This window comes from Paenibacillus durus ATCC 35681, from assembly GCF_000993825.1.
Lineage (GTDB): Bacteria > Bacillota > Bacilli > Paenibacillales > Paenibacillaceae > Paenibacillus_AQ > Paenibacillus_AQ durus_B.
On record NZ_CP011114.1, the window covers coordinates 5002292 to 5028500 of the forward strand.

At 55.3% G+C, this 26209-nt stretch carries 21 protein-coding genes and 1 pseudogene; 11 read left to right on the forward strand and 11 right to left on the reverse strand.

Going from position 1 to position 26209, the window contains the following annotated elements:
* Nucleotides 1-196: 196 nt before the first annotated feature.
* Nucleotides 197-496 carry a GNAT family N-acetyltransferase gene (locus VK70_RS23410; RefSeq protein ID WP_046723811.1) on the forward strand — a complete coding sequence of 100 codons (300 nt, stop codon included), beginning with the start codon at nucleotides 197-199 and terminating at the stop codon, nucleotides 494-496.
* 112 nt (nucleotides 497-608) lie between these two features.
* Here VK70_RS23410 and VK70_RS23415 read toward each other — a convergent pair whose 3' ends face one another.
* Nucleotides 609-3797, reverse strand: coding sequence for a DEAD/DEAH box helicase (locus tag VK70_RS23415; protein ID WP_046723813.1), 3189 nt, complete (start codon nucleotides 3795-3797; stop codon nucleotides 609-611).
* A complete protein-coding gene (locus tag VK70_RS23420) occupies nucleotides 3794-5686 on the reverse strand; it encodes an SWIM zinc finger family protein (protein ID WP_052756030.1) in 1893 nt (630 codons plus the stop codon). Before VK70_RS23420 ends, VK70_RS23415 begins: the two co-directional genes overlap by 4 nt.
* A gap of 265 nt (nucleotides 5687-5951) precedes the next feature.
* Between VK70_RS23420 and tnpB the strand changes: the two genes are divergently transcribed.
* Nucleotides 5952-7064, forward strand: a complete 1113-nt coding sequence (gene tnpB, locus VK70_RS23425) for an IS200/IS605 family element RNA-guided endonuclease TnpB (protein WP_046723818.1) — start codon at nucleotides 5952-5954, stop codon at nucleotides 7062-7064.
* Between the two features lie 169 nt (nucleotides 7065-7233).
* Here tnpB and VK70_RS23430 read toward each other — a convergent pair whose 3' ends face one another.
* The 3 genes from VK70_RS23430 to VK70_RS23440 all read right to left on the reverse strand — a co-directional run bounded on the left by VK70_RS23430 (nucleotide 7234) and on the right by VK70_RS23440 (nucleotide 11879).
* Nucleotides 7234-9438, reverse strand: a complete 2205-nt coding sequence (locus VK70_RS23430; protein ID WP_025695897.1) for a diguanylate cyclase — start codon at nucleotides 9436-9438, stop codon at nucleotides 7234-7236.
* 75 nt (nucleotides 9439-9513) lie between these two features.
* Nucleotides 9514-10155, reverse strand: a complete 642-nt coding sequence (locus VK70_RS23435) for a C40 family peptidase (RefSeq protein WP_025695898.1) — start codon at nucleotides 10153-10155, stop codon at nucleotides 9514-9516.
* 239 nt (nucleotides 10156-10394) lie between these two features.
* Nucleotides 10395-11879, reverse strand: a complete 1485-nt coding sequence (locus tag VK70_RS23440; RefSeq protein ID WP_081754870.1) for an MDR family MFS transporter — start codon at nucleotides 11877-11879, stop codon at nucleotides 10395-10397.
* Between the two features lie 421 nt (nucleotides 11880-12300).
* Here VK70_RS23440 and VK70_RS23445 point away from each other — a divergent pair, with 421 nt between their 5' ends.
* From VK70_RS23445 to VK70_RS23455, 3 genes are read left to right on the forward strand one after another with little or no spacing between them, the layout of a single operon-like run.
* On the forward strand, nucleotides 12301-12903 hold the full coding sequence (locus VK70_RS23445) for a bifunctional transcriptional activator/DNA repair enzyme AdaA (RefSeq protein WP_025695900.1): 603 nt from the start codon (nucleotides 12301-12303) through the stop codon (nucleotides 12901-12903).
* Nucleotides 12869-13423, forward strand: a complete 555-nt coding sequence (locus tag VK70_RS23450; RefSeq protein WP_025695901.1) for a methylated-DNA--[protein]-cysteine S-methyltransferase — start codon at nucleotides 12869-12871, stop codon at nucleotides 13421-13423. Before VK70_RS23445 ends, VK70_RS23450 begins: the two co-directional genes overlap by 35 nt.
* Nucleotides 13404-14303: a DNA-3-methyladenine glycosylase family protein gene (locus VK70_RS23455; RefSeq protein ID WP_046723821.1), complete on the forward strand. Its 900-nt coding sequence runs from the start codon at nucleotides 13404-13406 to the stop codon at nucleotides 14301-14303. Before VK70_RS23450 ends, VK70_RS23455 begins: the two co-directional genes overlap by 20 nt.
* A gap of 110 nt (nucleotides 14304-14413) precedes the next feature.
* On the opposite strand, the gene VK70_RS27525 is transcribed toward VK70_RS23455, so the two are convergent.
* Both VK70_RS27525 and VK70_RS23460 read right to left on the reverse strand, forming a co-directional pair.
* Nucleotides 14414-14626, reverse strand: coding sequence for a cold-shock protein (locus tag VK70_RS27525; RefSeq protein WP_081754719.1), 213 nt, complete (start codon nucleotides 14624-14626; stop codon nucleotides 14414-14416).
* A gap of 81 nt (nucleotides 14627-14707) precedes the next feature.
* The gene (locus tag VK70_RS23460) at nucleotides 14708-14908 is read right to left on the reverse strand and encodes a cold-shock protein (RefSeq protein WP_025332779.1); all 201 of its coding nucleotides are present in this window, start codon (nucleotides 14906-14908) and stop codon (nucleotides 14708-14710) included.
* Nucleotides 14909-15226: 318 nt separating this feature from the next.
* Here VK70_RS23460 and VK70_RS23465 point away from each other — a divergent pair.
* From VK70_RS23465 to clpB, 4 genes and pseudogenes are all read left to right on the forward strand, one after another.
* A pseudogene (locus VK70_RS23465) lies at nucleotides 15227-15487 on the forward strand (GNAT family N-acetyltransferase); the annotation flags it as partial.
* 151 nt (nucleotides 15488-15638) lie between these two features.
* Complete coding sequence (locus VK70_RS23470) at nucleotides 15639-16085, forward strand: Hsp20/alpha crystallin family protein (protein ID WP_025694074.1); 447 nt, start codon at nucleotides 15639-15641, stop codon at nucleotides 16083-16085.
* A gap of 184 nt (nucleotides 16086-16269) precedes the next feature.
* Complete coding sequence (locus VK70_RS23475; protein WP_025694075.1) at nucleotides 16270-17259, forward strand: DnaJ domain-containing protein; 990 nt, start codon at nucleotides 16270-16272, stop codon at nucleotides 17257-17259.
* A gap of 54 nt (nucleotides 17260-17313) precedes the next feature.
* Nucleotides 17314-19950, forward strand: coding sequence for an ATP-dependent chaperone ClpB (gene clpB, locus VK70_RS23480; RefSeq protein ID WP_046723823.1), 2637 nt, complete (start codon nucleotides 17314-17316; stop codon nucleotides 19948-19950).
* A 229-nt stretch (nucleotides 19951-20179) separates the two neighbouring features.
* Here the strand turns inward: clpB and VK70_RS23485 are convergent, their stop codons facing one another.
* A complete protein-coding gene (locus VK70_RS23485) occupies nucleotides 20180-20629 on the reverse strand; it encodes a GNAT family N-acetyltransferase (protein ID WP_233277727.1) in 450 nt (149 codons plus the stop codon).
* A gap of 263 nt (nucleotides 20630-20892) precedes the next feature.
* Between VK70_RS23485 and VK70_RS23490 the strand changes: the two genes are divergently transcribed.
* Nucleotides 20893-22137 (forward strand): stalk domain-containing protein, encoded by a 1245-nt coding sequence (locus VK70_RS23490; protein ID WP_025694328.1) that lies wholly within the window; start codon nucleotides 20893-20895, stop codon nucleotides 22135-22137.
* Nucleotides 22138-22167: 30 nt separating this feature from the next.
* Here VK70_RS23490 and VK70_RS23495 read toward each other — a convergent pair whose 3' ends face one another.
* Both VK70_RS23495 and VK70_RS23500 read right to left on the reverse strand, forming a co-directional pair.
* The gene (locus VK70_RS23495) at nucleotides 22168-22647 is read right to left on the reverse strand and encodes a hypothetical protein (RefSeq protein ID WP_155986867.1); all 480 of its coding nucleotides are present in this window, start codon (nucleotides 22645-22647) and stop codon (nucleotides 22168-22170) included.
* Nucleotides 22648-22691: 44 nt separating this feature from the next.
* Entirely contained in the window at nucleotides 22692-23960 is a 1269-nt protein-coding gene (locus VK70_RS23500) for an MFS transporter (protein ID WP_411431711.1), read from the reverse strand.
* Nucleotides 23961-24232: 272 nt separating this feature from the next.
* On the opposite strand from VK70_RS23500, the gene VK70_RS23505 reads away from it, so the two are divergent.
* Complete coding sequence (locus VK70_RS23505) at nucleotides 24233-25279, forward strand: AI-2E family transporter (protein WP_025694331.1); 1047 nt, start codon at nucleotides 24233-24235, stop codon at nucleotides 25277-25279.
* Between the two features lie 220 nt (nucleotides 25280-25499).
* Here the strand turns inward: VK70_RS23505 and VK70_RS23510 are convergent, their stop codons facing one another.
* The gene (locus tag VK70_RS23510; protein ID WP_036638716.1) at nucleotides 25500-25898 is read right to left on the reverse strand and encodes a hypothetical protein; all 399 of its coding nucleotides are present in this window, start codon (nucleotides 25896-25898) and stop codon (nucleotides 25500-25502) included.
* Nucleotides 25899-26209: the final 311 nt, after the last annotated feature.

Genomic DNA, 26209 nt, shown 5'->3' on the forward strand with positions numbered 1-26209 from the left:
ACCACCGGTAAATTGGAAAATCCAGAGAAATATTCATTTTTCGCGTAAGTTAAGCGTGAAAATGAATGAATCTACTAAATTTTATCGTCAATCTGTAGACAATTGTGTATCCTTGTGCCGGATTTTTGAAGAAAAATGGGCTGAATGGGTAAAGTAATAGTGGAACCCAAGGGACAGCAATAAGGAGGTAAAGGCCATGAGCAACAACGAAACCGATGAAATCGGCGTTATTTACAAAGAGCGCAACGCCTTCGTTATCCGAACGGACGAGGGACCGATTGGAGAAATTACCTATGTGCCAAAAGACGAGCATACCTGGGTAGCCGATCATACGTATGTGTCGCCTCATTACCGGGGAGGAAATATTGCTCAGAGGCTGCTCAATAGACTGGCGGAGGAAGCGAGGGCGAAGGGAGTCAAAATTATACCCCAGTGCTCATATGTTGGTGTCCAGTTTAGAAGAAATCCGGAATATGAGGATGTATGGAAGCATTAGGAGTGTGCTTGAACACAGGCAGATACTATAGCAGCAGCGTTTATGGTTAAAAAAGAAGCCATCCCGCATTTATGCAGAGGATGGCTTTCTGGTGCTTCGGGTCCGGGAGCCGTCAGGCTTCCGACCATTCGCGCCGCAGGGTGAACAGGTCCTTCAGAGCTTCGGCGGACAGCTCGGTAATCCAGCCCTCCGAGCTGGTAATGATGCTGTCGCTAAGCTGTTGCTTGCTCTCCAGCATCTCGTCAATCCGCTCTTCCAATGTTCCGAGGGCAATGAATTTATGCACCTGAACATCGCGAGTCTGGCCCATGCGGTAGGCCCGGTCCGTCGCCTGATTCTCCACGGCGGGGTTCCACCAGCGGTCGAAATGAAATACATGATTGGCCGCCGTCAGGTTCAGGCCGACGCCGCCGGCCTTCAGGGACAGAATAAACACGGCAGGCCGCTGCGACGCAAGTGAAAGGTCCTGCTTCGGGCCGTTCGGGAGAGAGGCTTGCGGCTGTCCGTTCAGCGAAGAGGATGCATGCATGACCGGCTGATCTCCGCCTGCGGATGAGGGCGTTGATAGGCCTAGCGGGATCAGCGGCATGTCCCGTCTGGACTGAAAGTCTTCGATCATCCGGTCCCGCGCCGATTTGGAGGTGCTTCCGTTCAGATAAAGCACAGGCTCCCGCAGTTCCTCCCGCAGCACACGTTGAAGCATCTGGCCCATACCGACATATTGGGTAAAGATCAGGCAGCGCTCTCCCTCTTCCCGCAGCTCCTTAACCATGGCGAGCAGCCGCTCCAGCTTGGCGGAGCGTTCGATCAGCAGGCTCGTATCCGCCGGTTCGTCAGTCGTTCCTTCGTGCGTCGCCGCTTCCTTGGTGACAAGCAGCGGGTGGTCGCACAACTGCTTGAGCCGGGTAAGCGCGCCGAGAATAGCGCCTTTGCGCTCGATACCCTCCAGCTTGCGGATTTTATCCATCAGCTCGTTCACCGTCTGGTCGTAAAGCGCGGCCTGTTCGGCTGTCAGATGGACGTAGGTCTTCATCTCGTTCTTGTCGGGCAGGTCGAGCTGAATGGCAGGATCTTTCTTCTTGCGGCGCAGCATAAACGGCTTGATCAGCTTCCTGAGATCGGCTGTCCGCTTGGCATCGCCGTCCTTCTCGATCGGATGGATGAACCGTTCCTGAAAAGCGCGCAACGGTCCGAGAAAGCCCGGCGTGATGAAGTCGTATATCGACCACAGCTCCGCCAGCCGGTTCTCGATCGGCGTTCCGGTGAGCGCGATCCGGTGCAAGGCGGGAAAGCTGCGGACGGCGGCTGACTGCTTGGTCTGGGCGTTCTTGATATTTTGCGCCTCGTCCAGGCAGACCGCCGACCAGGTAAAGCCGGCCAACAGCTCCTGGTCCAGCGCTGCTGTAGCATAAGAGGTAAGCACAACATCGGTCCCGGCTGCGGCTTCCGCGAAGCTCTCCCCGCTAAGGCGTCCGCCGCCGTAATGAAGCATAATCTCAAGCGAAGGCGCGAACCGCTGTAGTTCCTTCTGCCAGTTGCCGAGCACCGAGGTTGGGCAGACGATAAGCGACGGCCGCGGCCCAGCCGTTCGCTCCTCGTACTGCTCCTTCAGGTGAAGCAAGTAGGAGATCAGCTGCACGGTCTTGCCAAGACCCATATCGTCGGCAAGGCAGGCGCCCAGCCCGAAGCGCCGCAGGAAGGCGAGCCAGGCATAGCCCTCCAGTTGATACGGGCGCAGCTCGGCGTGCAGACCGGCAGGCGGGCCGGACTGCGGCCAGGCTTCCCTGCCGCCAAGCTGCCCCATGAGCTTGACGAACTGCTCGTTCAGTTCCACCTCAAGCTGGAGACGCATCTCATCTTCAGGGGCGGGAACTTCGTCTGCATCGCCGGTTTCCTCACCGGCATTCAGTAAATGCAGCTGCAGGACGTCCTGGAAGGACAAACCCTGGCGCTTATCCATGCCATCCATCGCCCTACGGATTTGGGCGAGCAGCGCGGGATCAAGCGGAACCCACTGGCCGTGGAAACGCACCAGGCGCTCGCCCCGGGCGAGCAGCGCCGCGAACTCCTCCTCCGTGAGGTCGGCGTCCCCGATTGAGATGCGCCAATCGAAGTCGATGATCGCATCCAGGCCCATCAGCGAGCGGCCGCTCCGGTTCTCGCTCTCCGGGCGGAGCTTCGCCCGCAGGCGCGGCTTCCTGCGGCTCGCCGCTTCCCACCAGGCCGGCAGCAGCACGAGCCAGCCTGCATCCAGCAGACGGCGGCTGTCCGCCGTCAGAAAGGTCCATGCGGCCGCGCTGTCCAGCGGCCGGCCCAGCACGTCGCCGGCGCCGTCAAAGCGCCATTCCGGCAGGCAGGCGCGCAGGCGCTCCAGCCAGCCTGCCGAGCGGCTCGCTACATGCGGCGACCACTGCGCGGGCCAGGCGCCATGAGCGTCGCCGTCCGCGTCCAGCTTCACCGGGACAAGCACCGAAGCGTCGGTCTTGTCCTGCAGGACGAGCCGAATCCGCCAGGAGGATTCGGCTTTCCACGGCTCCAGCAGCTGGAGCGCGGGGCGGAACAGCGAAACATCGGCCTTCCAGCCGATGGAGACGAGCCAGGCTTCCGCGTCCATGCCGGCTGCCGCCAGGCGCTTACGCTCGAAGAGCATCGGGTACTCGCGCCGCAGGTCGGCGGCCTGCTCTTCCGTACCGTAGCAGTGCGCGGATACGGCGGCGGAGAAGGCCGCCTGAACGCCTGCTATGAAGCCGGGATCATCCTTAAGCCGGCGAAGCGCGGCAAGCGCGCCAGGTGTGGCAATAGCAGCGCCGCCGCTCCGCACCCTGATGCGGTCTGCATTGCCAGCCGCATCCTGCGGCATGACTTCAGCCACTTTCCGGTCAGCGGCTTCCGCCGCGGCCTGGAGAGCTCGGTCATCCCAGATCCACTCCAGCCGCCCCTCGCGGTATGCAGCAAGGCTTGGCACATACTGCCGTTCCTCGAGGCAACATGCCAAACTGGGGGCCAGATCGGCGAGCGGAGCCGCTTCGCCGTCCCATGACCAGCCGATATGCGACAGCAGCTGCCCTGCGGCGAAGAAAGACAGGACCTGTTCGGCGGGCAGGACGACCAGTTCGATCTCTCCGGCTTTGTGAATGGCCAGCTCGGTACCGTAGAACGAATCCTCGTGCCAGGCGAAGAGCAACTGCTTCAAAGCCATACCGGGAAGACCATATCCGTCATCCGTCAAGCCGTACAACAGCGCGTCTCCGTATTCGCTCAGTCCGATCCGGACCGTAATATTCCGCAATTGTCCGTTCATGGTGTCAGCTTTCCTTTCCGAAGCTCTTCCTGAAGCGCTCTAAGGCGGCTGTGGCGGGCGGCAAAAGAGCCGAGAAAATGCTCAAAGCGATCCTCCGCTTTCATTTTCTTATACAGCTTGCTTAGCCGCTTCAGCAGCTTTACCGCCGCTTTGTAGCTGCTTCTGTTCTTCTCTGAGACATGCCGCTCGACCGCCTGATGGTAGAAGGGCAGCAGCAGCTCCGGCGCATTTTTCTCTATCGGCTGAAGCTCCCGCACCCGGAAATCCGCAGGGTCCCTGCCTGAGCTGAGCTGGTAATCCATCCACTCGCGCCAGCGACCGTGAGCCAGCAGCTTCTCTTCGTAAATGCCGCCGCTTAAAGGAAGCATGTCTGCCAGAACACGCCACATTTGCGGCTCGGCGCCCGGCAGAAGCCGGACAGCCTCCTCCCAGTGCCGCGCGTAGCTGCCAAGACTGTGACGGCGATGCCCTTGCAGCAGTTCGCCAGCCTCCGTAAGCCAGCTCACCAGCCTCCGCGCTTCCCCGGCTTCCGCCAGCGGCTCCCAAAAAATATCCAGCCATTCCGGATGGAATCCCGGCTGCTTAGCCGCTTCCCGTAGCAGGCTTAAGGCCTCGTCGTCTTCGGACAGGCAGAAATGCATCCAGGCCCGGGCGGTCAGCAGGGGCTGCCGGGACGGGGAAGCCGCCCGGTTGCCTTCCTCCTCTTCCAGCCTCCGAAGTTCTTCTGCGAAAAGCGCAGTATCGCGCATTTCGGGAATAATCCATTTTCTCCACAGCAAATAATAAAGAGTATAATAGAAGGTCTGCTCCTTTGATTCCGCCAGCAGCGCCCGCCGGAGAACCCCGAGCGTGTCGATTATGCGGTTCCACTGCTCCGGCTCGGAGGCGGGGGAAGGCTTCGTATTGAAGAAGCGCTCAATATCATCCTGAAGCTCCGTTACGGCCAGGTGGGTGTAGTATCCGAGCGAAGGCGTGAACATCCCGGTCTTTCCGGCCACGCGGGCAGTCAGCGTTTCCAGAATAAAGAGACGGGCGTGCAAGCCGAATAGCTTGTCGAGTTCTGGGGACAAGGGCGGCTTGATGCGAAGGATTGCCGTGAGCGCTTCATCGGCATATTGCGGGTTTCGGGTCTCTCCGGCAAGAGGGGATACACAACGTGCGAACAGTTCATGCCACTCGGCGACATTCATGACCGGAATGAGGCGGCCTTGCTCCTTTAAGGCATCCTTGGTGCCGCGTAGAGCATCGCTCTTAGCTCCCTTGCTGCCCGGCCTGACACTACTTCTGTTAGCGCCGCCCGTTCTATTGTCCATTCTTCCGCTACTGACCGATCCTTCGGGATACCCTGCTTCACCTCCATCAGGATAGCCTTCCGCTCTATCGTCAGCGTCCGTCACGTTATTGTTTTTTGAACCGCCACCGCTGTCTGGCCCGCCATTTTCGGCGGCCAGGGTACCGGAAGCCGGGCTGTCGTGCCGTAAGCTGCTTGCTCTCCCAGCGGCGGCATTGCCGCTCTCCGGTACGGCGCGGGCGGAGCTTATTGCCGCCCTGACCTGGGCGGAAGACTTGGCATTGGCCAGCAGTTGAACCGGCCGTCCCTGCGCTCCGGCGTAGTCCATCAGGACGGCCGCCATATGCTTGCATGGACCGAAGACGGGACAACTGCAGCTGCTGATTGAGAGGGCGCCAAGAATAATTTCGACGCTGTACCGGTCTTTTCCGTCTACGAAAGCCGTGACAAGTCCGGGTGAACCAGCCGTCAACTCAGACACCCGCTGCTGCTTATAATATTGGAAGCCCCGTTTAAGGGTCAGGTCGTCAAAATAATACGCCGTATCTTGGATGAGCCTGGCCCACCCGGCGTCATCAAGCGCATGTATCGATGGCATGAAAGTATTCTCCTGTAAGCCTATGGTGAATTAATTATATCACTTCCGCTTCCGCGAGTCAGACCAAACAAAAAGACAGCCGCGAAGGTGTCCCTTATTGAAATAATATCCGTCACCGAGAATCTCTAAGCGAAGTTTTCCTTTATCTAAAAAGCCGAGAAGACTCCTTCCTCTATAGGGAGGAGATGAATCGGTGGTTTTTTTGCCTTAAGGCGAACATATGTGCTATTATGAAACTATCCTGTACGAAAGGAGGCCTTGTGGCATGATGGTACATAAAGCTCACAAATATCGCATCTATCCCAACCCGGAACAGCGGCAACTCATCCATCAAATGTTTGGCTGTTGCCGTTTTGTCTTCAATCATTTCTTAATCAAATGGAACGAAACCTATGCGGCAACCGGCAAAGGGTTATCCTATAACACCTGTGCCACACAGCTTCCTGCACTCAAACAGCAATTTGAATGGTTAAAATCGGTAGATAGCATTGCTTTGCAATCGGCGGTGCGAAACGTGGCAGACAGCTTTGAACGATTCTTCAAGAAACAAAATCAGGCTCCGCGTTTCAAAAGCCGCAAGCATCCTGTGCAAAGCTACACCACCAAATACACCAATGACAATATTGCTATCAACGGAAACCGACTGAAACTTCCGAAGCTTAGCTGGCTTCGCTTTGCCAACTCCAGAGCGTGTGAAGGCCGCATTCTTTCGGCTACCCTGCGGCGAAATGCGGCAGGCAAGTATTTTGTATCCATCCTCTGCGAAGTGGAAATGAAACCTCTGCCGCAGACCGATAAGGAGATCGGCATTGATCTTGGACTCAAGGAATTAGCGGTCTGCTCTGATGGGTTGCGGGTTACCAATCCCAAAGTGTTTCGCAAATATGAACAAAAACTTGCATTTTGGCAACGCCGCATGGCTCGCCGTAACAAAGGAGGCTCCAATTGGCAAAAAGCCAAACAGAAGGTTGCCCAAATCCATGAGAAGATCGTGGGCAGCCGCCATGATGTTTTGCATCAACTCACCACGAAGCTGATTCGTGAAAACCAAACGATCAGCATCGAAAATCTGAGCGTGGCGAACATGCTCAAAAATCACCGGCTGGCCAAATCCATCGCCGATGCGTCCTGGGGTGAATTTGCCCGTCAGCTTTCGTATAAAGCGGAATGGTATGGACGTACGTTGAAGTTTGCCGACACATTCGCTCCAACGAGCCAAAGGTGTCATGTATGCGGCACTATCCATTCCGAAGTAAAGAAATTGTCTGTGCGGCAATGGGAATGTCCATCGTGCCATACCCTTCATGATCGGGATGAAAATGCCGCACAGAACATCAAGAGCCTTGCTGTTATAACGTCAGGCCCCTCTTTCCTTTAGATATTTTGCTAGGCAAAAATCTTAAAACTCTGGGAAGATCGGTACAGATGTTCCTTTGGAAAACTGCGGGAACCGCAGGGATCGCTTGGTCTACGATTTTTCGTGAGAAAATATCGAAATGAATTCCCCTCAGTAGAAGGGATTACCCAAGAATCCCCCACTTCAAGTGTTAGCTAAGTGGGGAAGTGTTCAATTCAAATTCCATTACGCAGTTTCGGCCGCTCTCTTTGGCTTTGTACAGCGCTTGGTCCGCCTGGTCGATAAGCATCTCAATTCCGCTTGTGTCCGGCGAAATGGATGAGACGCCCAAACTGATTGTGTAGCTGACGCTGCCCGTTTGCTCGAGCTGGACGGGAGACGCGGAGATGCTTTTCCGCATAATTTCCGCCAGGCGGTACGCCTGCTCGGCTGTGGTACCAGGAAGTAGGATCACGAATTCCTCGCCGCCGTACCGGCCGATAATGCCGCGGGGCTGAGCCAATTCGGCGAGCAGTTTCGCCGTTTCCTGAATAACCTTGTCGCCGGCAAGATGGCCGTACCGGTCATTAATGCTCTTAAAATGGTCAATATCGACCATGATCAGCGATAAGGGTTTATCCATGCTCCAGCATTGGGACAAGTGCCTGTTGGCCAGACTCAGAAAATAGCTGCGGTTATACACTCCCGTCAGACCGTCCGTTGAGGCCATCTGGTTAATCTCCGAGAACAGGCGGGCATTTTCAATGGAGATGCCGACCTGCCCGGCAAAATCGCGGAGGATGTCTCTTTCGCTCTCAGCAAAGCTCCTTAAGGAATAACTGTACAGCACGACCAGACCCAGCAAACGGTCGCGGTACAGGATTGGGATTCCGATGCAGGTTTTGGCGCCTGGGCTGAGTTGGCTGGAGGATACACCGGGATCGGAGTGGAGCATCAGCCTTTTTTCACGGATCAACACGCTAAAGAACGGTTCCGTTTCAAGCTCCGTCAAGTGCAGCCCTTCCCACATTCCGCTGCCAACTGAGGTATTCAGTATGTACCCCTCCCCGTTCTTTAACAGAATAAAGCCGTTCTCGCAGGCCGTTACCTTGGAGAGACTGATCAGAGTGTAATAAAGAAGCTTGTCTAAATCATAGGTCGAAGTCAGCTTTTTCGTCGTTTCATGCAGATTCTTGAGCAGGATTCCCTGCTTCTCTTCCAGCAGTTTTTCTTGCTTGATAAGGTTAAACCGGTCCGCCAGTGCTACGGATAGAAGAATGGTCTCGGCCACCGAGCCGAACCGTACAGAGTACAGCGACAGGAAGTTCAAGGGAAGCAGCTTGTAAGCGGCCAAGATATTTAGTGTGGAGCCTGCAAACAGAACCAGCCATGAAGCACTATAGAAAAAGACGGACCGTATCCGAAACCGCACGGCCGCTATCGCCGACAGGCAGACCAAAATGCTGGCAGACGCAAGGTAGACGGCTAATTTGGTGCATAAGCCCGGCGGCATAAATATCATACCAGGCAGCGTTAGAACAAGCCCGGCTATAAAGGCGCACATCAGTTTGTCCACTCGCGGCGAATATTTAGGAACCGACAGAAAGGTCCGTGAGAACGCGCATGTGAACAGACAGGTCAACACAATAAAGACGGGATTGGATTTCAGCTCCCAAGCGGGATGCCCCGGCCATAAATATTGGTAGGCAAATCCGTCCCACACGGCCTGCATGATCGCAAAGGAAATGATAAAGAGCACATAATAGAGATAAACCCTGTCCCTGATCGACACAAAGAGAAAACTGTTGTAAAGCGCCATTGCGAACATAATCCCGTAATACATGCCGAACAAAAGGCCCGAGCGCTGCTCCCTTTCGATAAAGCTCTGTGTCTCCCACAGCTTCATCGGAAGCTGGAGATAAGTGTCGGTTTGAATCTGAAAATACAGCCGCTGCCCGGATTCGGGAGGGAACGAAAGGTTGAAAATGAAATTCCGATGGTTGAAGGTTCGCTCATTGAAGGGCAGACTTCTTCCCGTTCGGGTCTGGCGCAAAAAATGGCGTTCATCGTCGAATTGGTACAAGGTTACCCGGCTGAGCTGAGGTTTACTGAGTTCGAGCAGAAGCTCTCTCGCCTTGGAAGAGGCATTGAACAGATCCAGCTTGACCCAATAGACCGAACCTTTAATTGAGCCGCTGAGTCCGCTGGTTTTGTACGGCGCGAATAACGAATCCATTGCCGGACTTGCAACATCCTTGATCGTGAGCTGTCCGTCTTTGTCCTCCCATATTTTCAAGTCGTCCTGTAGATCCGTATTTGTACGGAGGCTGCCGGCTCCGGCGGCCTCCTCCAGACGGGCCGAATCCGCCGTTTGGATGTAGGGCAGCATAAGTAGAGCGATGACCAGTCCTAACACAAGTAATCCAATCCGGCCTATACGGAATTTTGAAGCTGCCGAAGATGCGGTTAATGTAGCCTTCATGTTCTTCGGTCAGTTGGACGATTTGATGCCGGCTAGGTCGATTTCGATTTCTTCCCTGAATGAGCCTTTAAGCAGCTGCAGATGTCCGTCCGAGGAGAAATCGCTTGGCATAAACCCGTTGATCACGGCATTCGGATCGAGCAGGCCCATCTTGATGTAAGACTCGGCGACAAGCTCGCTGCAGGTATAATTGTCCAGTTTGGAACGAATCTTGAAGATCCGGCCTTCAAGGACCTCGAGAATCATTTTCCATTGGCCGGGGTTGGGGATGCCATGCAGTTCCGTAAACAGGGCGTGCAGGCTCGAAATCATCTCTTCGCTCCGCTCAACGTCCAGGGGTCTTACGGCGTAGCGGGGCGGAACATAAGGAGTGACATCGCTTCCGTAGGTTTCCAGCCTTTTCTGCAAATCAACCAGCTTCGGCCCTGTTAGATGATCGTTCATCAAGACATCCGGCAGATTCGTCAAAGCCGTGGATTCCCACAGCAGCGGATCCTCAATCTCGGGAATCCGTACAACCATGGCGACATGGGACCAGAGGCTGCCCTCCAGTTTTTCGACAAGCTTGCTGATTTCATATTGTCCGCTGAACAGAATCAAATCGCCCGTCCGCAGCTCCGATTGTATTTCCGAGTATGGTATTTTTTTCATAGTATCTCTCCCAGAGTAGGTTTGATCCGCTGTTCTTTCTTAAGAACATATTCGACAGCATGGAACAATAATCCTGTTTAGTTAGAAGAAAAATGAGATTTTCATCACAGAATCCTGTCGGATCGGATCGAATTTTGCTGCCTGTGAAACTTCAGGATGAGAACGTTTTTACGCGAAACGGCTGCACCCCCCAACATTTGGGCGGCGCAGCCGTTTTATTGCGCAGTGCTATGGGAAGATTACAGGGTTTCGGGGATCGTGCCTCCGATCGTTTCGGCGGAGTCCTCTTTGTTCCGGGAGGAGAGCACCTCTTTTTTAAGAAACCAGCAGATGAAGAACGTCAGAATAACAAAAACGAGCGAGATGGAAAACACGTTCTGGAAGGCGTGTGCGAACACGGTTTTCACTTCGGTCAGCAGCTGCGGCGAGATGCCGGGCGGGATTCCGCCCGCTGCCAGATTCTCCGATGTGCCGGGAGGAAGCTGACTGCTGAGCGGTTCTACACCTTTGCTAATGTGGCCGGAGAGCAGGCTGCCGAACACGCTGAGCCCGATGGTCGCCCCGAGCGATTGAAACAACTGGACTGTGGATAGGGCGATGCCGCTGTGTTTTTTCTCCACCGATTCCTGAACGATCAGCGTATTTCCGCCGAACATCGCCCCCATGCCGACGCCCAGGATCACAAAGCAGACGATGATGTAAAGAACGCCGGTGTGGATACCGATGCGCGACAGCAGGAAAAATCCGGCAATAGGCAGCGTGAAGAACAGGATAAACAGGTTCCGATAAGCGACGCGTGTGATCAGAGAACCGAACACAATGCTGGCCGGGATCACACCAGCCATGAACGCCAGCGACAGATATCCGGAGGCGGTCGGTGTCAGGCCCATGACATTTTGCGAAAAGAAGGGGAAGAGGGCAATCCCGCCCATAATGCCCAGCATCAGGATGAACACAAGAATGGAGAGCACAACAACATTCCGGTTCTTGAATAAATGCATGGGAATGACGGGTTCTACGGCCCGGCGCTCGATGTTGATGAACAGGGCGATCAGAAGGGCGGAGGCCGCAAGCAGCCCGATAATGACGGGAGAGAACCACCCGTAGCCCTGAATGTCAATCAGCACGGGCGCCAGCAGCAGGGACAACAGCGCCAGCATCAGCGTGCCGGCCCCGGTCCAGTCGATGGCCCGTTTCTCCTCGCTCCGCGATTCGTTCAGCCCCTTGGCGAGCAGGATTGCGGAGAGAACGCCGACCGGGAGATTGATCAGGAACACCCAGTGCCAACTGAAATGTCCGACGATGTAGCCGCCAAGTGTCGGGCCGAGCAGCTGCGGAATAATCATCATCGGGCCGGCCAGACTCTGGATTTTGGCGCGCTGCTCCAGCGGAAAGATCTCGCCGATAATGACGAGCGCAAGCGGCATCAGACCGCCAGCGCCGACGCCCTGGATGCCCCGGCCGATAAGCAGCATCGTCATGGACTGCGCGAACCCGCTGACGATGGACCCGCCGATGAACAGCGCCATGCAGCTTAAGTACACCCGCTTGCGTCCGTACAGGTCAGCCAGCTTGCCGAGAATGGGCATGAACATCGTGACAGCCAGCATATAAATGCCCGCCACCCAGCCGTAGAGACTGAGGCCGTGCAGCTCGCGGATAATCGTGGGCATCGCCGTCGCGACAATCGTCTCGTCCAGCTCCGTAAAAATCAGGCCGATCATCAGCGCGGCAAGCACCAGATACTTGTTGTTGTCAAGAACGTTGGTTTTAATGGGAACTCACCTCGAATGAAAAGAATGGTCTTATGTGCAATGAAGCCTTTACCAAATTACAACAGGACTGTAAACGGAATTTAAACGGCTTTCCCTCAGACTGGCGTCAGTACCTTTTCCAGCAGCTTCCGTCTCGCTAAGCTTCGAATTAATTATATGCTGGAGCCGTTGGCGGCCCAAACCATCCGCAAGCCGATTCTGCTCTCGGTCCGGGGATGTATATGGGAAGAAGCCAACCGCTCGGTGTTTAGGCCAAGAACGGATGATCTTTTCCTTAAAAAAGGCACTGTCGTATTCTTGCCCTCTTATTCGGCTGTCCTGCCAAGGAGCGGCGCAATGCGTTATAATGGCGGTGTGGAGGGGATGCATCATGGATCAGGCATTATTCGACCTTGTCTATCAGGCTGTCGTCCAGTGCGACGCACGGTATGATGGGATTTACTATACCGGGGTTCGGACCACCGGCATCGTATGCCGGCCATCCTGCCGGGCCAGAACGCCCAAGCCGGACAATGTAACGTTCTATCCGTCGCTGGAGGAGGCGCTTCAGGCTGGCTTCAGGCCATGTAAAAGATGCCGTCCCGAAGAGGGCGGGCCGCTGCGCCCGGACGCCGTTCTGGCGGCTCAGGCCGATGCCGTGATCACCGCCGGGTACAGAGAGCGGCTGACGCTAAGCGGCTTGGCCGGGCGCCTACAGGTCAGCACCTCTCATCTTCACCGCGTCTACAAGGAAGTGACCGGCCTTACTCTGGCCGCCAAGCTAAACCAGGTGCGGCTGGACAAGGCTTGCGAGCTTCTGCGGCTTGGCCGGATGCCCGTGTCCGATATCGGCAGGGCGGTTGGTTTTCGCGGCGCTTCCCATTTTGCCGCTTGGTTTCACCGGAACGCGGGAGCGTCGCCTACAGAATACAGAGAACGGGTTCAAGGAGGAATGGCGGATGGGCCAGAATACGATATACCGGCACACCCTTAATTTTGGGGGACGGACATGGACACTGTGGGGCGGCGCGGACGGGTTGTGCCGCCTGTCCTTTCAGCATGATACGGAGCAGACGGCGAAGGCCTGGCTGGACCGCTACGCTCCGCGCAGCAGCGTGGCCGATGATAAGCGGCCCTTTGAAGAGTGGGGGGCGATTCGTCTGCTGGAGGACTACTTTGCCGGGCTTCGTACGGACTTCCGGGAGCTGCCGTTCGATCTTAGAGGAACGGCGTTTCAGCGGGAGGTATGGACGGCGCTGGGCGATATTCCGTATGGCGCGGTCATCACATACGGAGAGCTGGCGGGGCAAATAGGGCGGCCCGGGGCGATGCGCGCCGTGGGCGCGGCGAATGGCCGCAACCCGCTGCCGGTGTTTCTTCCCTGTCACCGGGTCATCGGGGCGAACGGCACCCTGACCGGCTATGCCGGAGGGCTCCGGCTTAAGCAGGAGCTGCTGGAACTGGAGGGAATCGCCCATGTAGCGGCGGCCGGACATGAACGATTTGCTTTTTGAGCTGCCGCTGCCGGAGTTGTTCGATTGGAAAGCCTGCCTCGACTATATGGCGCGCTCGCCGCTGGAATGTCTATACAGGACGGACAGCGAAGGGGTGACCCGTTTGCTTTGGGCGGACGGCGGGGCGCTGCTGATCCGGCTGACCGCGCCGGAGCGGGGGCGGATGCGGGTGGAGCTGCTGGAAGGGAAGCGGCCAGGGGTTGCGGGGCTAGAAGACCTGGCGCGCTATATCCGCGACTGGTTCGACCTGGACCGTGACTTGCGGCCGTTCTATAAGCTGGCGGAGGGCGATTCTTTGCTCGGTCCGCTGGCGGAACGCTGTCGCGGCCTGCGCATAGTCGGCATCCCCGACTTGTTCGAGGCCCTGTGCTGGGCGATTCTCGGGCAGCAGGTTAATTTAGCCTTTGCGTATAAGCTGAAGGCGCGGCTTGCCGAAGGCTACGGCGAATCCGTCCTGTGGTCGGGTCATCGCTACCATCTGTTTCCGCCGCCGGAGTCGCTGCTTGGAGCGGCGGAGGCTGATTTGTGCGCTCTCCAGCTAAGCCGGAGCAAGGCGCGGACGATCCTTACGGTCGCGGAGCTTATGGCCGGCGGTTCGCTGAGCCGGGAGGAGCTGCTGGCCCTTGGCTCGCCGGAGGCAGCCGAGGCGAGGCTTACGGCGGTGAAGGGAATCGGCCCCTGGACCGCCCAGTACGTGAGGATGCGCTGCCTGCGCGACGCCACGGCTTTTCCCATCGGGGACGTCGGCCTGCACAATGCCGTCAAGACCGCGCTTGGGATGGACCGGAAGCCGACGCTTCCCGAACTGCGGGAGCTGTTCGCGGGCTGGCGGGGCTGGGAGGCGTACGCGACTTTTTACTTATGGCGGGTGCTGTATTAATAGAGGGAAAGGCGCCTTATCTGTGCTGCGGGGAAGAGAGCGGAAACGGAAAAGACAAATAAACTTCGGCTAAGGCCGAAGCTTGAGGTCCACCTGTGCGGTGCCTTAATCTATTTTTTGGATTGAGTGGGACTTGTATTAACTACCGCAGGGAGCATTTTCTCGCCTTTTTCCATCGGTGAGTTACACAAGGAGCAGGTGGGCTGAATTAAAAAGACAAAATTGTCCCTCATCCAACCGTTGCAGCTTTTGTTCGTACAGGACCATATGGCCGTAAGTTCTTCCGGAATATCCTCCAGAGGCCTTTTCCGTGAATAGTACAAGAAGCATCCCTCTTTCTCTCCCGGATTATTGCAGCAAAAAACAAACGCCCCAAACGCTAGGTTCGGGGCGTGCTTTCTGATTTACAGCTTAACGACGTTTTCGGCCTGCGGACCGCGGTTGCCTTGAACGATGTTGAACTCGACGCGTTGACCTTCATCAAGGGTCTTGAAGCCTTCGCTGACGATTGCGCTGAAATGCACGAATACATCGCTGCCGCCTTCAACTTCGATAAAGCCAAAGCCTTTGTCTGCGTTAAACCATTTAACTGTTCCTGTTTCCATTGTAGAAAACCTCCTTGTTTTTTGAACATGACCTTATTATTTCCTTAAAAATAAAAAATCACATATTGCGCAAAGTTATGCACTCAAAATCATAACCCTCTGCAATATGTGAGTTCAGGTCAAAATTCCAATAAACTAACCATATCATACTCCCTTAAATGATGCAACTCCATATTTAAACTTAACTTAAAATGCTGTCATAACGATGGCGTGGCCGCATCTGTTTACCTCAGCCACGCTTCCTTCAGTGCCCTGATGCCGTCGTCAATACGCTCCTCAGGTATTCCTCCGAAACCGAGAATAAACGAAGGCTCCGTCCAGGGCTATGGGAGGGAAGCGCTGCTGCTAATGCTGGAATACGGCTTCGGCATTCTGAATCTGCACCGGATCGAGCTTGAAGCATATTCGTACAACGAACGCGCGCTCCATGTGTACGAGGGACTCGGTTTTAAAAAAGAGGGCGTGCGCCGGGAAGCGCTGTACTATGATCATGAATACCATGACATCATTACGATGAGCCTGCTGGAAGAGGAATACAGGAAGAAGTTCCGTACCGAAGGTCAAAAAAGGTCAAAATAATCAAAACACGAAATTTTTGCATTAAAAATGCCTGAAGACGCCGGAATTCGGCGTTTTTTGCGTTGAAATCGGTTTTGAGCATCGGAGGGGCAGGGGCTATAATAAAGTCATAAGGTCAAATAAAGTCAAAGTCAAGAAAGGGGAATGAAAGATGTTTGATTTGGTTCCTTTTGGAAAACGGCGGGAAGAGGCTTTTGGCCAACTGACCAAATCCTTGAATGACATGTTTGGGGATGACTTCTTCGCTCCGTTCAAGAGTTCCACTTTGTCTTTCCGTACCGATATCCGCGAAAGCGACAATGCCTACCTGATCGAAGCCGAGCTGCCGGGCTTTGCCAAAGAAGATATCGAGATTGATTACACAGCGCCGTATATGACGATTAAGGCTGTGCGCAAGGAAGAAACCAGCGAGGAAAATCAAGGTCGGCAGATCGTGCGCAAAGAACGCCGGTACGGCGAGTATGTGCGCAGATTTTATGTGCAGGACATCGAAGAAGGGGGCATCCGCGCTTCGCTGAAAGACGGATTGCTGATGTTTGAAGTGCCGAAGCGGAAGAACCCGCAGGGCAGACGCATTGAGATTCGGGACGGCGAATAATCGCCGAAAGCGGTAATGGAAGACGCGTCAAGTGTTGAATAATATATACGAGGAGCGCATTGTAGATGGATTTCCGGCTATAATGCGCTTTTTTGCGAAGCGGTTCGAGCATTGGAACGGATTCGGATTACAGTACCGGGAAAACGGGGAAATAATGAATAGAGGAGAAGGGAGGGCGCCTAAGATGGCGGAATCCGATTTCTATAGTGTGCTTGGCGTCAGCAAGGATGCGTCCAAACAGGAGATCAAAAAAGCGTATCAGAAGCTCGCCAAGCAGTGGCATCCCGATGTGAACAAGGACCCGAATGCGGAGGAGCGGTTTAAAAAAATAGCCGAGGCGTATGAAACGCTTGGGAACGAGGAGAAGCGCAAAGCCTACGACGAAGCTCTAAAATATGGTTTCGGACGCGGGCCGTCGGGCGGTGGAGCCTCCCAGGAATCACCGTTTGGCGAGGGCTGGAGCGGCAGCTATTCTTTCAGCGGCGAGGACATTCCGGGCGGCGACCTGTTTGAAATGTTCTTCGGCGGCAGGGGGGCGGCGGGCCGGGCGGGCTTCGACTTTTTCTCGGGCGGAAGAGGTCCGGGAGCCAGCGGCATGGGCGGTATGGGCAGCATGGGCGGCATGGTGGAAGCCCAACTCGACATTACGCTGGAGCAGGCCTATAAAGGCGGCAGCGTCACCGTCCAGGCCGGAGGACGGACGGTGACCGCAAACATCCCGCCGCGCTCGGGTGACGGTACAGCGGTATCTGTGCCGGGAAGCGGAGAACACGGAGGGCAGGGAGCGGCCGATATGCTGATCGTTCTGCATATCCGCGCCCATGACACTTATGAAGTAAGCGGCGGAGACCTGCGGGGAATCCTGCAAATTGCTCCCTGGCAGGCCGTACTTGGCGGAGGAGCGAAGGTATCCTTACCGGACGGAAGCGCGGTCAAGCTGAAGATTCCGGCGGGCATCCGGAGCGGCAGGACGCTGCGGATACCGGGCAAAGGGCTGACGCGGGAGAACGGAACGCATGGCGACGTGCTGTTTGACATCGAGATCAGTGTTCCTGACTCCATAAGCGAGGCAGAGAAGCAGTTGTACCGGCAGCTTGAGCAGACCTCCGGTTTTCAGGCCGGGGCTAAGAAGCGGAGTACGGATTCCTGGCGCGGAAGGACAGCGGCCGGGTGAACGGATACGGCAGGCAGACTGAAGAACAACGATCCAAGAAGGGAATGAGGCCGAATGGACTTCAATAAATTAACGCAAAAGCTGCAGGAGGCGGTCGCTTCCGCGCAGTCGTTGGCTGCGGGTGCAGGTCACCAGGAAATCGATAATCCGCATCTGCTCAAAGCGCTTCTGGAGCAGCATGAGGGGCTGCTCCCCCGGCTGCTGCAAAAGATGAACGTGCCGGAAAGCGAGCTGCTCCGCCGCACGGATGAGCTGCTCCGGCGCAGGGCCTCCGTAGGCGGCGCGGGCGCCGGAACGGTGCGGCGGTACGCTTCGCCTGCGCTGATCGCCACGCTAGAGCAGGCCGAGAAGGAAGCGGCGGCCATGCAGGATGAATTCGTGGCGGTGGAGCATGCCGTACTGGCAATGGTATCCGGCAGTGGCGGGAATGCGGATATCCGCCGGATATTTGAAGCCCAGGGCGTGACACGCGAGAAGCTGCTGCAGGTCCTGGCGGAAATCCGGGGTCATCAGCGGGTGACAAGCCGGGAGCCGGAAGCAACGTACGAGGTGCTGGAGAAGTACGGCCGCGACCTCGTGGCCGAAGTACGCGCAGGCAAGGTTGATCCCGTCATCGGCCGTGACGGCGAGATCCGCCGGGTCATCCGGATTCTCTCCCGGAAGACGAAGAACAATCCGGTGCTGATCGGCGAGCCGGGCGTCGGCAAGACGGCGATTGTGGAAGGTCTGGCCCACCGGATTGTCCGCCGCGACGTGCCGGAGGGACTCAAGGACAAGACGATTTTCTCCCTCGACATGAGCGCGCTTGTCGCCGGAGCGAAGTACCGGGGTGAGTTCGAGGAGCGGCTTCAAGCCGTTCTGAAGGAGATCAAGGAAAGCGATGGCCGGATCATCCTGTTCATCGACGAGCTGCATACGATTGTCGGCGCGGGCAAGACCGAAGGCGCGATGGATGCGGGCAACATGCTGAAACCGATGCTGGCCCGGGGCGAGCTGCACTGTATCGGCGCGACGACGCTCGACGAGTACCGCAAGTACATCGAGAAGGACCCGGCGCTGGAACGCCGGTTCCAGCAGGTAATGGTCAGCGAGCCGGACGTCGAGGATACGATCTCGATTTTGCGCGGCCTGAAAGAGCGCTTTGAGGTGCACCACGGCGTCAAAATCCACGACAGCGCGCTGGTAGCAGCGGGCGTACTATCGAACCGCTACATTACCGACCGCTTCCTGCCCGACAAGGCGATTGACCTTGTTGACGAGGCCTGCGCGATGATCCGCACGGAGATTGACTCCATGCCGGGCGAAATGGATGAAGTGACGCGGCGGCTGATGCAGATGGAGATTGAAGAAGCGGCGCTCAAAAAAGAAACCGACGACGCCAGCAAACGCCGCCTGGAATCGCTCCAGCGGGAGCTGGCCGATCTCAAGGAGAAACACCTGGAAATGACGGCCCGCTGGGAGAAGGAGAAGTCGGCCATTTCCGGTGTCCGCGAGCTGAAGAAGAAGCTGGAGCAGGCGCGCATGGATCTGGAACGCGCCCAGGAAGAATACGACCTGAACAAATCGGCCGAGCTGAGTTATGGCATCATCCCCGACCTTGAGCGGCAGGTGAAGGCGGCGGAGGAAGCGGCGCAGCAGGACGGCGATTCCCGGCTGCTGCGTGAGGCGGTAACCGAGGACGAGATCGCCGACATCGTCTCCCGCTGGACCGGCGTTCCGGTCAGCAGGCTCGTCGAGGGCGAACGAGATAAGCTGCTGCGGCTGGAAGAGACGCTGCATCAGCGCGTCGTCGGGCAGGACGAAGCGGTATCGCTCGTGTCCGACGCCGTGCTGCGGGCGAGAGCGGGCATCAAGGACCCGAACCGGCCGATCGGTTCGTTCCTGTTCCTCGGTCCGACCGGTGTCGGCAAGACCGAGCTGGCGAAGGCGCTGGCGGAGGCGCTGTTCGACCGCGAGGACGGCATGATCCGCATCGACATGTCGGAGTACATGGAGAAGCACAGCGTGTCCCGGCTCGTCGGCGCGCCTCCGGGATATGTCGGCTACGAGGAAGGCGGCCAGCTTACGGAAGCGGTGCGACGCCAGCCTTACACGGTCGTCCTGCTGGACGAAGTGGAAAAGGCCCATCCGGACGTGTTCAACATCCTGCTGCAGCTGCTGGATGATGGCCGCCTGACCGATTCGCAGGGCTGGATCGTCGATTTCAAGAATACGATTGTCATCATGACCTCGAATATCGGCTCGCCTCATCTGATTCAGGGCACCGACGACAACGGTGATCTCACGCCTGCGGTCAAGGAGCGCGTCATGCGCGAGCTGCGCGGCCATTTCCGCCCCGAGTTCCTGAACCGGGTGGATGATATCGTCATGTTTAAGCCGCTGTCGCTTGACGAAATCCGGCAGATCGTCGGCAAGCTCGTGGACGGCCTGCGGGCGCGTCTGGCCGAGCGTCAGGTCGGCCTTGTCCTCACGGACGAAGCAGTGCGCTTTATCGCGAAGGAGGGCTTCGACCCCGTATACGGCGCAAGACCGTTGAAGCGGTTCATCCAGCGCAGCCTGGAGACCCGGGTCGCCCGGGCGCTGATCTCCGGCGAAGCGGGCGAAGGCTCCGTGCTGAAGGTCGGCGAGTCGGACGGAGGACTGACGGTCATGATCGAGAAGCCGGAAGCCGCGCCGATTGGCAAAGCGTAATACCGATTTCGAATGCATGCCCGCGAACAGGGACTGATGGCGACGGATATTTGCCGGCAGGACGTTCCTGCGCTCCGGGAGATTTCTCCCGGGACGCAGGCCGTTTGCCATTATGTGTGAAGCCCGTGCATAAATGGGACCGTGCCTATACGGGATAAGATAGGATTAAGGGGTTGCCACATAAGTAGTTTTGAGACTACTGAGGGGCAGCCCCTTCTAATATTTTCCGCTAAGTATGACTCATCAATTGTTTCTTAAACCCTCTCTGGTCGGTGGAATAGCCGATGGATTCATAAAATTTATGCGAGGATTGGCGTTTGCTTTCGGATACCAGGATGACATATTTGCAATGTTGGATTTCCCCAAAATCCTCAAGCGCTTGCATAAGCAGCTTTCCTACCCCTTGGCCCCGGTACTGATGCAGTACGACTACGTTTTCGATCAGCAGAAAAGAATTGCAATCGCCAACAAGGTCATAACAAGTGATTCCCATCGAAGTGCCAATAACTTTTTTTCCTTCGCAGGCGACTGCAACGTAATAGTTCGGATTAGCGGATATGACTTCAAGCTGTTTTTTCATTGCGGCTAGATTAGACTCTTTGCCAATAAAGTCAACGAACAATTCGGAAAGTCCTGCAATATCATCGATTTCGGCTTTTCTAACTGTAATATGCTTCAAAGATAGCACCTCCCATGATTTTCTGAATCAGATTACCATATTATGGGGAGCGGTTGGACAATCTTTTTTAGGAAGAAAAAGATGTTCGGCGATCATCCCCTTAAAATGGAATTCGGCGCTGCCATTCGCACAGAAAGACAGGGTTTTCCCTAGGCCGGTAAGGCAGTGGTAGGGCCCTGTTTTGTTGCGTGAAAGAAACCTTTAACGCCGTTCATCGTCTAATCAGATGGGATATTTTTGAAAATATGTAGGGAGGTAAGCATATGACGGTTAAAAAAATGCCGAAACCGGCAGTGTGGCTGGCAGTATTCGCGTTCTTGACGGGAGCGGTTGTCATTCCGGTCCGGGATGTCAAAATCTCTGCCGCCGGCGCGGAAGCCGTAGTGCCAGCCGCTTCAGCACTAACGGCATCCGGCGCCGTGAGTTCCACGGACGCGGTTCGGTTCGACTTGATCAAGCATGAGATGAGAATTAATCTATCAGGCGGCGAAGCGTCGCTGGATGGAAAGGCTGTCAAGGCGGCTACGCCCATAAAGCGAAACGGCCGATTGTATGTACCGCTGCGCGCGCTGGGGGAATCGGGAGCGGTATCCTCCGTTGCCTGGAATTCCGTAAAACGGCAGGTTCGGGTCGTTTCGCGGCGGGAAGAGCTGAATTTCCGCATCGGCTCGACCCGGATATACAACGGGCAGGGCAAGGCTCTGCCGGCGGAGAACTTTACGATTCCGGCGCCGCTGTTGATAGGCGGCACGGCCTATGTGCCGGTGCGCGCGCTGACCTTCTTCGGTCTGACGGCGGGTACGGAGAACGGCCAGCTCTTCTGGAGATGGAGCGAGAAGAAGGCGCAGGTGCTGCAGCCGTACTGGGAGACGGGAGAAGATCAGGCAGTGTTTACCGTACTCTACGCCAAGGAGCTGTATGCGCCGGGAGCCGGGTCTCCAATCGGTTCGGGGGTCTGGTTCAGCTTGGTAAGGAAGATTGTGGGGAAGGACATCTCTCTGGACGGCTCGCTCTATAACCGTATCCAGCTGTCCATGCCGCTGGAGCCGGGCATCAACCCGGTCGAGATCAGTACTATGGGGATGGCAGCGGCAGGAATCCGGATCAGACGCAATGTAAGCGACCCGTCCGCGATTCCGGTGAATATTACAGATGAAGGGAAGAGATTTTTGACTCTGGAATCTCCGGTAAGCGGCTACCTTAAACTTAAATCCGGAGACTCGTTCACGATTTCGGGCAAAGTGATCAATCCGCCCAATCTGCCTATCGATAAATTGACGGTTACGATTCAGCGCTATGTACCGGATGCGGGGGATATAAGAAAGGATTTTACAACGGTTTCCACAAAGGAAATTCAGGTAAAAAACGGGATGTTCAGCGGAAGCGTAACCTTCTCTCAGTCCGGTTCATACCGGATTTATGTGAACGGCTTGACCTATACGACCTTTCCGGGACATGGCCCGGCTTCCGTTACCTGGGCGAACCTGTCGGCGGAAGTGGTGGAATAAGGGCAGTAAATCGCTCGGAGGCCGGATCTGCTAATCAATCGATCCAAGAAACCACTGGCCCTGAGCATTTTTGACAAAATAGAAGTATAGATATTGGTCGCTTACCCCGGCATCCTGCTTGACTTTGCCAATGATTTGAACCTCTATACGGTTCGCATGATCCTGCCTAACGGTGCCGAGCTGATCGAAAGCATAGTCACGGTTTAACAAATAAAGCTGGGCGCTGCCCGATCGGTCGTCGGCAAATACGCTGCGGAACCCCTTCGTATCCTTATCGGCCATGGAGGTTAGTGCCGTTTGCAGCAGTCTTTTGATCTCTTCGTTCAATAAAGGATGACTGCTGTTCTCGATATTTACGAACACTCCCGCTTTAAAAGAGTTTACCGATCCGTCTTGGACAGAGGCTGGACTTACGCTTGGGGCGCTGCTCGCCTCCTGAATGCCGGTATCGGAACTCTTGGTACAGGAGGTTATTAGAACGGCAGCCAACAATCCGGTCAAGCCGGACACGATCAACTTTTTCGTTTTTTACACATCCTTGTGGATTCTTGCTGCTACAGCAGCTCGCCCCGCTGCTTCAAATACCGGAAAAGCGGCACTGCGGACAAGGCGCAGAGCAGGGCACACAGGCCGATGAACACATAGCCTGCCTGAAGTCCGAGCAGCAGGCCGCTCTCGGCACTTCGGCTTGAAGCGACAATGTCTTTGATGCCGGTAATGATCGCGCCGATCAGATAATTGCCGATGACGCTGGATACGCCCATCAAGGTGACAATGAACGTAATGGCGGTGTCGCTACCCTTACGGTAGCGCTGCGCGATCAGTGCCATCACGATAGGATAGATCGGCGCGATGCCGATGCCCGCCGCAGCGAATAGGAACGCCCCCGGTTCACCAGCCGCAATAGCGGCGAAGGTAAGCAGACCGGACAGGGCGGAGAAGACGATAATCGACAGCGTAAAGCCGATTTTATCGGTGACGGGACCGAGAAACAGCCGGGCGAAGGTGAAGCAGAGGAAGAAGACGGACAGCATGCCCGCCGCAGCGGTTCCGCTCCAGCCGTAGGCTTTTTCCAGGAAGTTGACCAGCCAGCCGCCTACCGCCATTTCGGAAATGACACCGAAGGACAGAATAGCGATCAGCATCCAGATCACGGGATCGGCGGCGATCGTTCGCAGTGGAATCCGGTCATCCTCTGTATTGCCGCCGCTAGGGAATTTGCCCGCAATCGCCGGAATCATCGGCAGGACGGCCAGCAGCAGAATCAGCAGATAGACATCCCGCCAATCGATAGCCCGGCCGCCAATGGTCAGTGTCATTAAGCCCGATGCGATCATCGGCGCCACCGTTGAACTCAGTCCATAGAAGAAGTGGGACAAATTCATCATCGTCCCGGTATTTCGGACAAAGATTCGCGCGCCGAGTACGGCCAGCCCGATTTCCAGCATTCCGTTGCCGATATACATCAAAAAGAAGGAGCCGGATAGCGCCGGATAGCTGCGGGACAAGAAGATCAGCACCCCGGATACGACCATGGAACCGAACGACAGCAGGCAGACGGCCTTGATACCGATTTTGCGGATCAGGTAGGCGGTGAAGGAGCAGGCCAGTAAATAGCCGAGCGAGTTCAGCGACAGCAGCGTGCCGATACGCATCTCGTCGAGACCCAGTTCCAATTGGATACGGGGAATGGCCGGGCCTTTGATATTCTCGGAGAATCCGAAGATCAGAAATCCGATAAAGACGGTGAGAAGCTGAAAAATATATATGCGTTTGGACGAAGCGCTTGAAGGTGCTTTTGTTTGACTGATTTCTTTTGGCAGAGTATCCAATGAATTCCTCCATACAGAAGTAATCCGGCGGGCCGTAAAGGCGGGGCAGCCAATATATTGTATTATACACGGCCCTGACCGTCCGGGGAAAGCGCCGACTGGAGCGTAATCATCCGATAATCATGAAACATGAAACCGATTAGGCCGTATAAGCTGTTCATAAGGTGTAATGGGCGCGTTGGCCGTTATTCGCCGGTTGCGTTCATTGTTTTTGTTAAGGTAGACTATACTCAGTGTCAAATGCAGGTGAATGGAGAGAGACAATGGAATTATTTAAGCACTTTTTTGCGGATTTGACTGTGCGCAGGTTTGGAGTTTTGCTGCTGGTAATCTTGTTGCTGTACGGAATCAGGGATATGCTCAACTTGGTGCTGCTGACCTTTCTGATCGCTTATATCATGAACAGCTTTCAGGTGCTGCTGTCTAAGAGGATCGGCAAATACATACGGGTTAACAGCAAGGTTATCATCATCATTCTTTATCTGGCGATGATTTCGACACTGGTGCTCGCGCTGGTGCATTATTTGCCCAAAATATTTGTTCAGGTCAAACAGCTGACCAATTTCCTCACTTCGTTGACCCCGGAAAATATTCCGCAGAACGATATTGTTCAATATTTATTCAGTACCGTCAAGGATCTGAATTATGAAGAATACATGCAGAGCGGCCTCAATTACATCACGACGATCGGCAACTGGGGCACGAGGTTCGTTCTGGCCATTATTCTCAGCTTCGTCTTCATTCTGGAGAAGAACCGGATTGTCGCGTTCACGTCGCGGATGAAGCAGAGCAAGGTTGCCTGGTTCTATAATGAACTGGAGTATTTCGGCAACAAGTTTACGTTGTCTTTCGGCAAAGTCATCGAGGCGCAGATTCTGATTGCCATGTTTAATACCGCTTTTACGGTCATTGGGCTGATCATTCTCGGGTTCCCGTATTTATTTGCGCTTGGGGTTATGATCTTCCTGCTCAGCCTCATTCCGGTGGCGGGCTTTCTCATCTCGCTCATTCCGCTCTGCATCATCGGCTACAACATCGGCGGGCTGATGATGGTCATTTACGTGCTGGCGATGATCGCCGTGCTGCATTTTATTGAGGGCTATTTCCTGAATCCGAAGCTGATGTCATCCAAAATGAATCTGCCGATGTTCTACACATTCATTGTGCTGCTGTTCTCCGAGCATTATCTCGGCGTATGGGGACTCATTCTGGGCATCCCGATCTTTGTATTCGTGCTGGATATTCTGGAGATCCGGCGGGCAAAGCCTGAGGGCGAGCTTCCGGAAGAGCAATTGGAGAAACAGCGGTAAAATCGGAACCAAGACGAAACGAACCTTGTCCTTCGGGCATTTTAGGCTCCTGTTAAGAAGCTCCCCGTTAACCTTAAGCTGGCGCGGGAAGATTTCTTTATAACGAGAAGAATCCCCAAAAGGGGCCGCAAGCCGTCCTTTTGGGGATTTTCGCCTCAGTAGAGCCAATCGCTTAAAGAGTCTGTGCTGCGTTCTTAGCGAACTCGGAGGCCGGGCGGATTTAGAGACTGTACACGCTGCTCCGGATAATATCCGGCACTTCCGCCATGTAAGCCTTATACTGCTCTAGTGTAATGCCTCCGGAAGCAAGGCGCTGATCTAGTTGCCGGGTAAGCTGCTTTGTCTGCAGGTCGATGACCTGCTGAACGTCCGCACTATTCTCCGAGGCGACTTTGGCAAGCGACTTGCCTTCGTACAAGGAATAGTACAGATCCTCGCCGGAAGGCTGCTTCAAAGCCTCCAGCAAATTATCACGGTCCGTTGACGCGGCGGATAAGGAAAGCTTGGCGACCGGACTGGCGTTCACTGTACTGCTTCCCCATGTATTTCCTCCAAATGATATCGCTACGATCATTGAACCGACAATCATCACCCGTTTGATATTCCGTTTGATATTCATAATTTTGTCCCTCATTTCATAGCTCGTATACGTGTTTGGCAGAGCAAAAGATTCATCAATCGCGAAAAAGCTGAAGGTTAAGCGGCTCGGCGGCTTCTTTGGGCCAGGCTTCCAGCAGGAGTTATTCTTATTGTAACCGCCCAATCTGACAGCAGCATTAAGGGAAATTTAAAATAACCTTAAAAATCCTTTTTAATCCATACTTGACAGGTAAGATTAATAGGTTTATGATTCGTTTATAACCTTTTAACGCTGAATAAATGAACAGTGAGATAATACTTCGAGCCGATTGGATCGCCAAAGGCTCCCGA

Excerpts from the sequence above, each read along its gene's own strand:
- VK70_RS23435 (WP_025695898.1), bottom strand. The coding sequence starts at position 10,155 with ATGAAAAAAATACCATACTCGGAAATACAATCGGAGCTGCGGACGGGC.
- tnpB (WP_046723818.1), top strand. The coding sequence starts at position 5,952 with ATGATGGTACATAAAGCTCACAAATATCGCATCTATCCCAACCCGGAA.
- VK70_RS23460 (WP_025332779.1), bottom strand. The coding sequence starts at position 14,908 with ATGGAAACAGGAACAGTTAAATGGTTTAACGCAGACAAAGGCTTTGGC.
- VK70_RS23415 (WP_046723813.1), bottom strand. The coding sequence starts at position 3,797 with ATGAACGGACAATTGCGGAATATTACGGTCCGGATCGGACTGAGCGAA.
- VK70_RS23475 (WP_025694075.1), top strand. The coding sequence starts at position 16,270 with ATGGCGGAATCCGATTTCTATAGTGTGCTTGGCGTCAGCAAGGATGCG.
- VK70_RS23490 (WP_025694328.1), top strand. The coding sequence starts at position 20,893 with ATGACGGTTAAAAAAATGCCGAAACCGGCAGTGTGGCTGGCAGTATTC.
- VK70_RS23470 (WP_025694074.1), top strand. The coding sequence starts at position 15,639 with ATGTTTGATTTGGTTCCTTTTGGAAAACGGCGGGAAGAGGCTTTTGGC.
- VK70_RS23450 (WP_025695901.1), top strand. The coding sequence starts at position 12,869 with ATGGGCCAGAATACGATATACCGGCACACCCTTAATTTTGGGGGACGG.
- clpB (WP_046723823.1), top strand. The coding sequence starts at position 17,314 with ATGGACTTCAATAAATTAACGCAAAAGCTGCAGGAGGCGGTCGCTTCC.
- VK70_RS23455 (WP_046723821.1), top strand. The coding sequence starts at position 13,404 with ATGAACGATTTGCTTTTTGAGCTGCCGCTGCCGGAGTTGTTCGATTGG.
- VK70_RS23420 (WP_052756030.1), bottom strand. The coding sequence starts at position 5,686 with ATGCCATCGATACATGCGCTTGATGACGCCGGGTGGGCCAGGCTCATC.
- VK70_RS23510 (WP_036638716.1), bottom strand. The coding sequence starts at position 25,898 with ATGAATATCAAACGGAATATCAAACGGGTGATGATTGTCGGTTCAATG.
- VK70_RS23440 (WP_081754870.1), bottom strand. The coding sequence starts at position 11,879 with ATGATCGGCCTGATTTTTACGGAGCTGGACGAGACGATTGTCGCGACG.
- VK70_RS23410 (WP_046723811.1), top strand. The coding sequence starts at position 197 with ATGAGCAACAACGAAACCGATGAAATCGGCGTTATTTACAAAGAGCGC.
- VK70_RS23445 (WP_025695900.1), top strand. The coding sequence starts at position 12,301 with ATGGATCAGGCATTATTCGACCTTGTCTATCAGGCTGTCGTCCAGTGC.
- VK70_RS23505 (WP_025694331.1), top strand. The coding sequence starts at position 24,233 with ATGGAATTATTTAAGCACTTTTTTGCGGATTTGACTGTGCGCAGGTTT.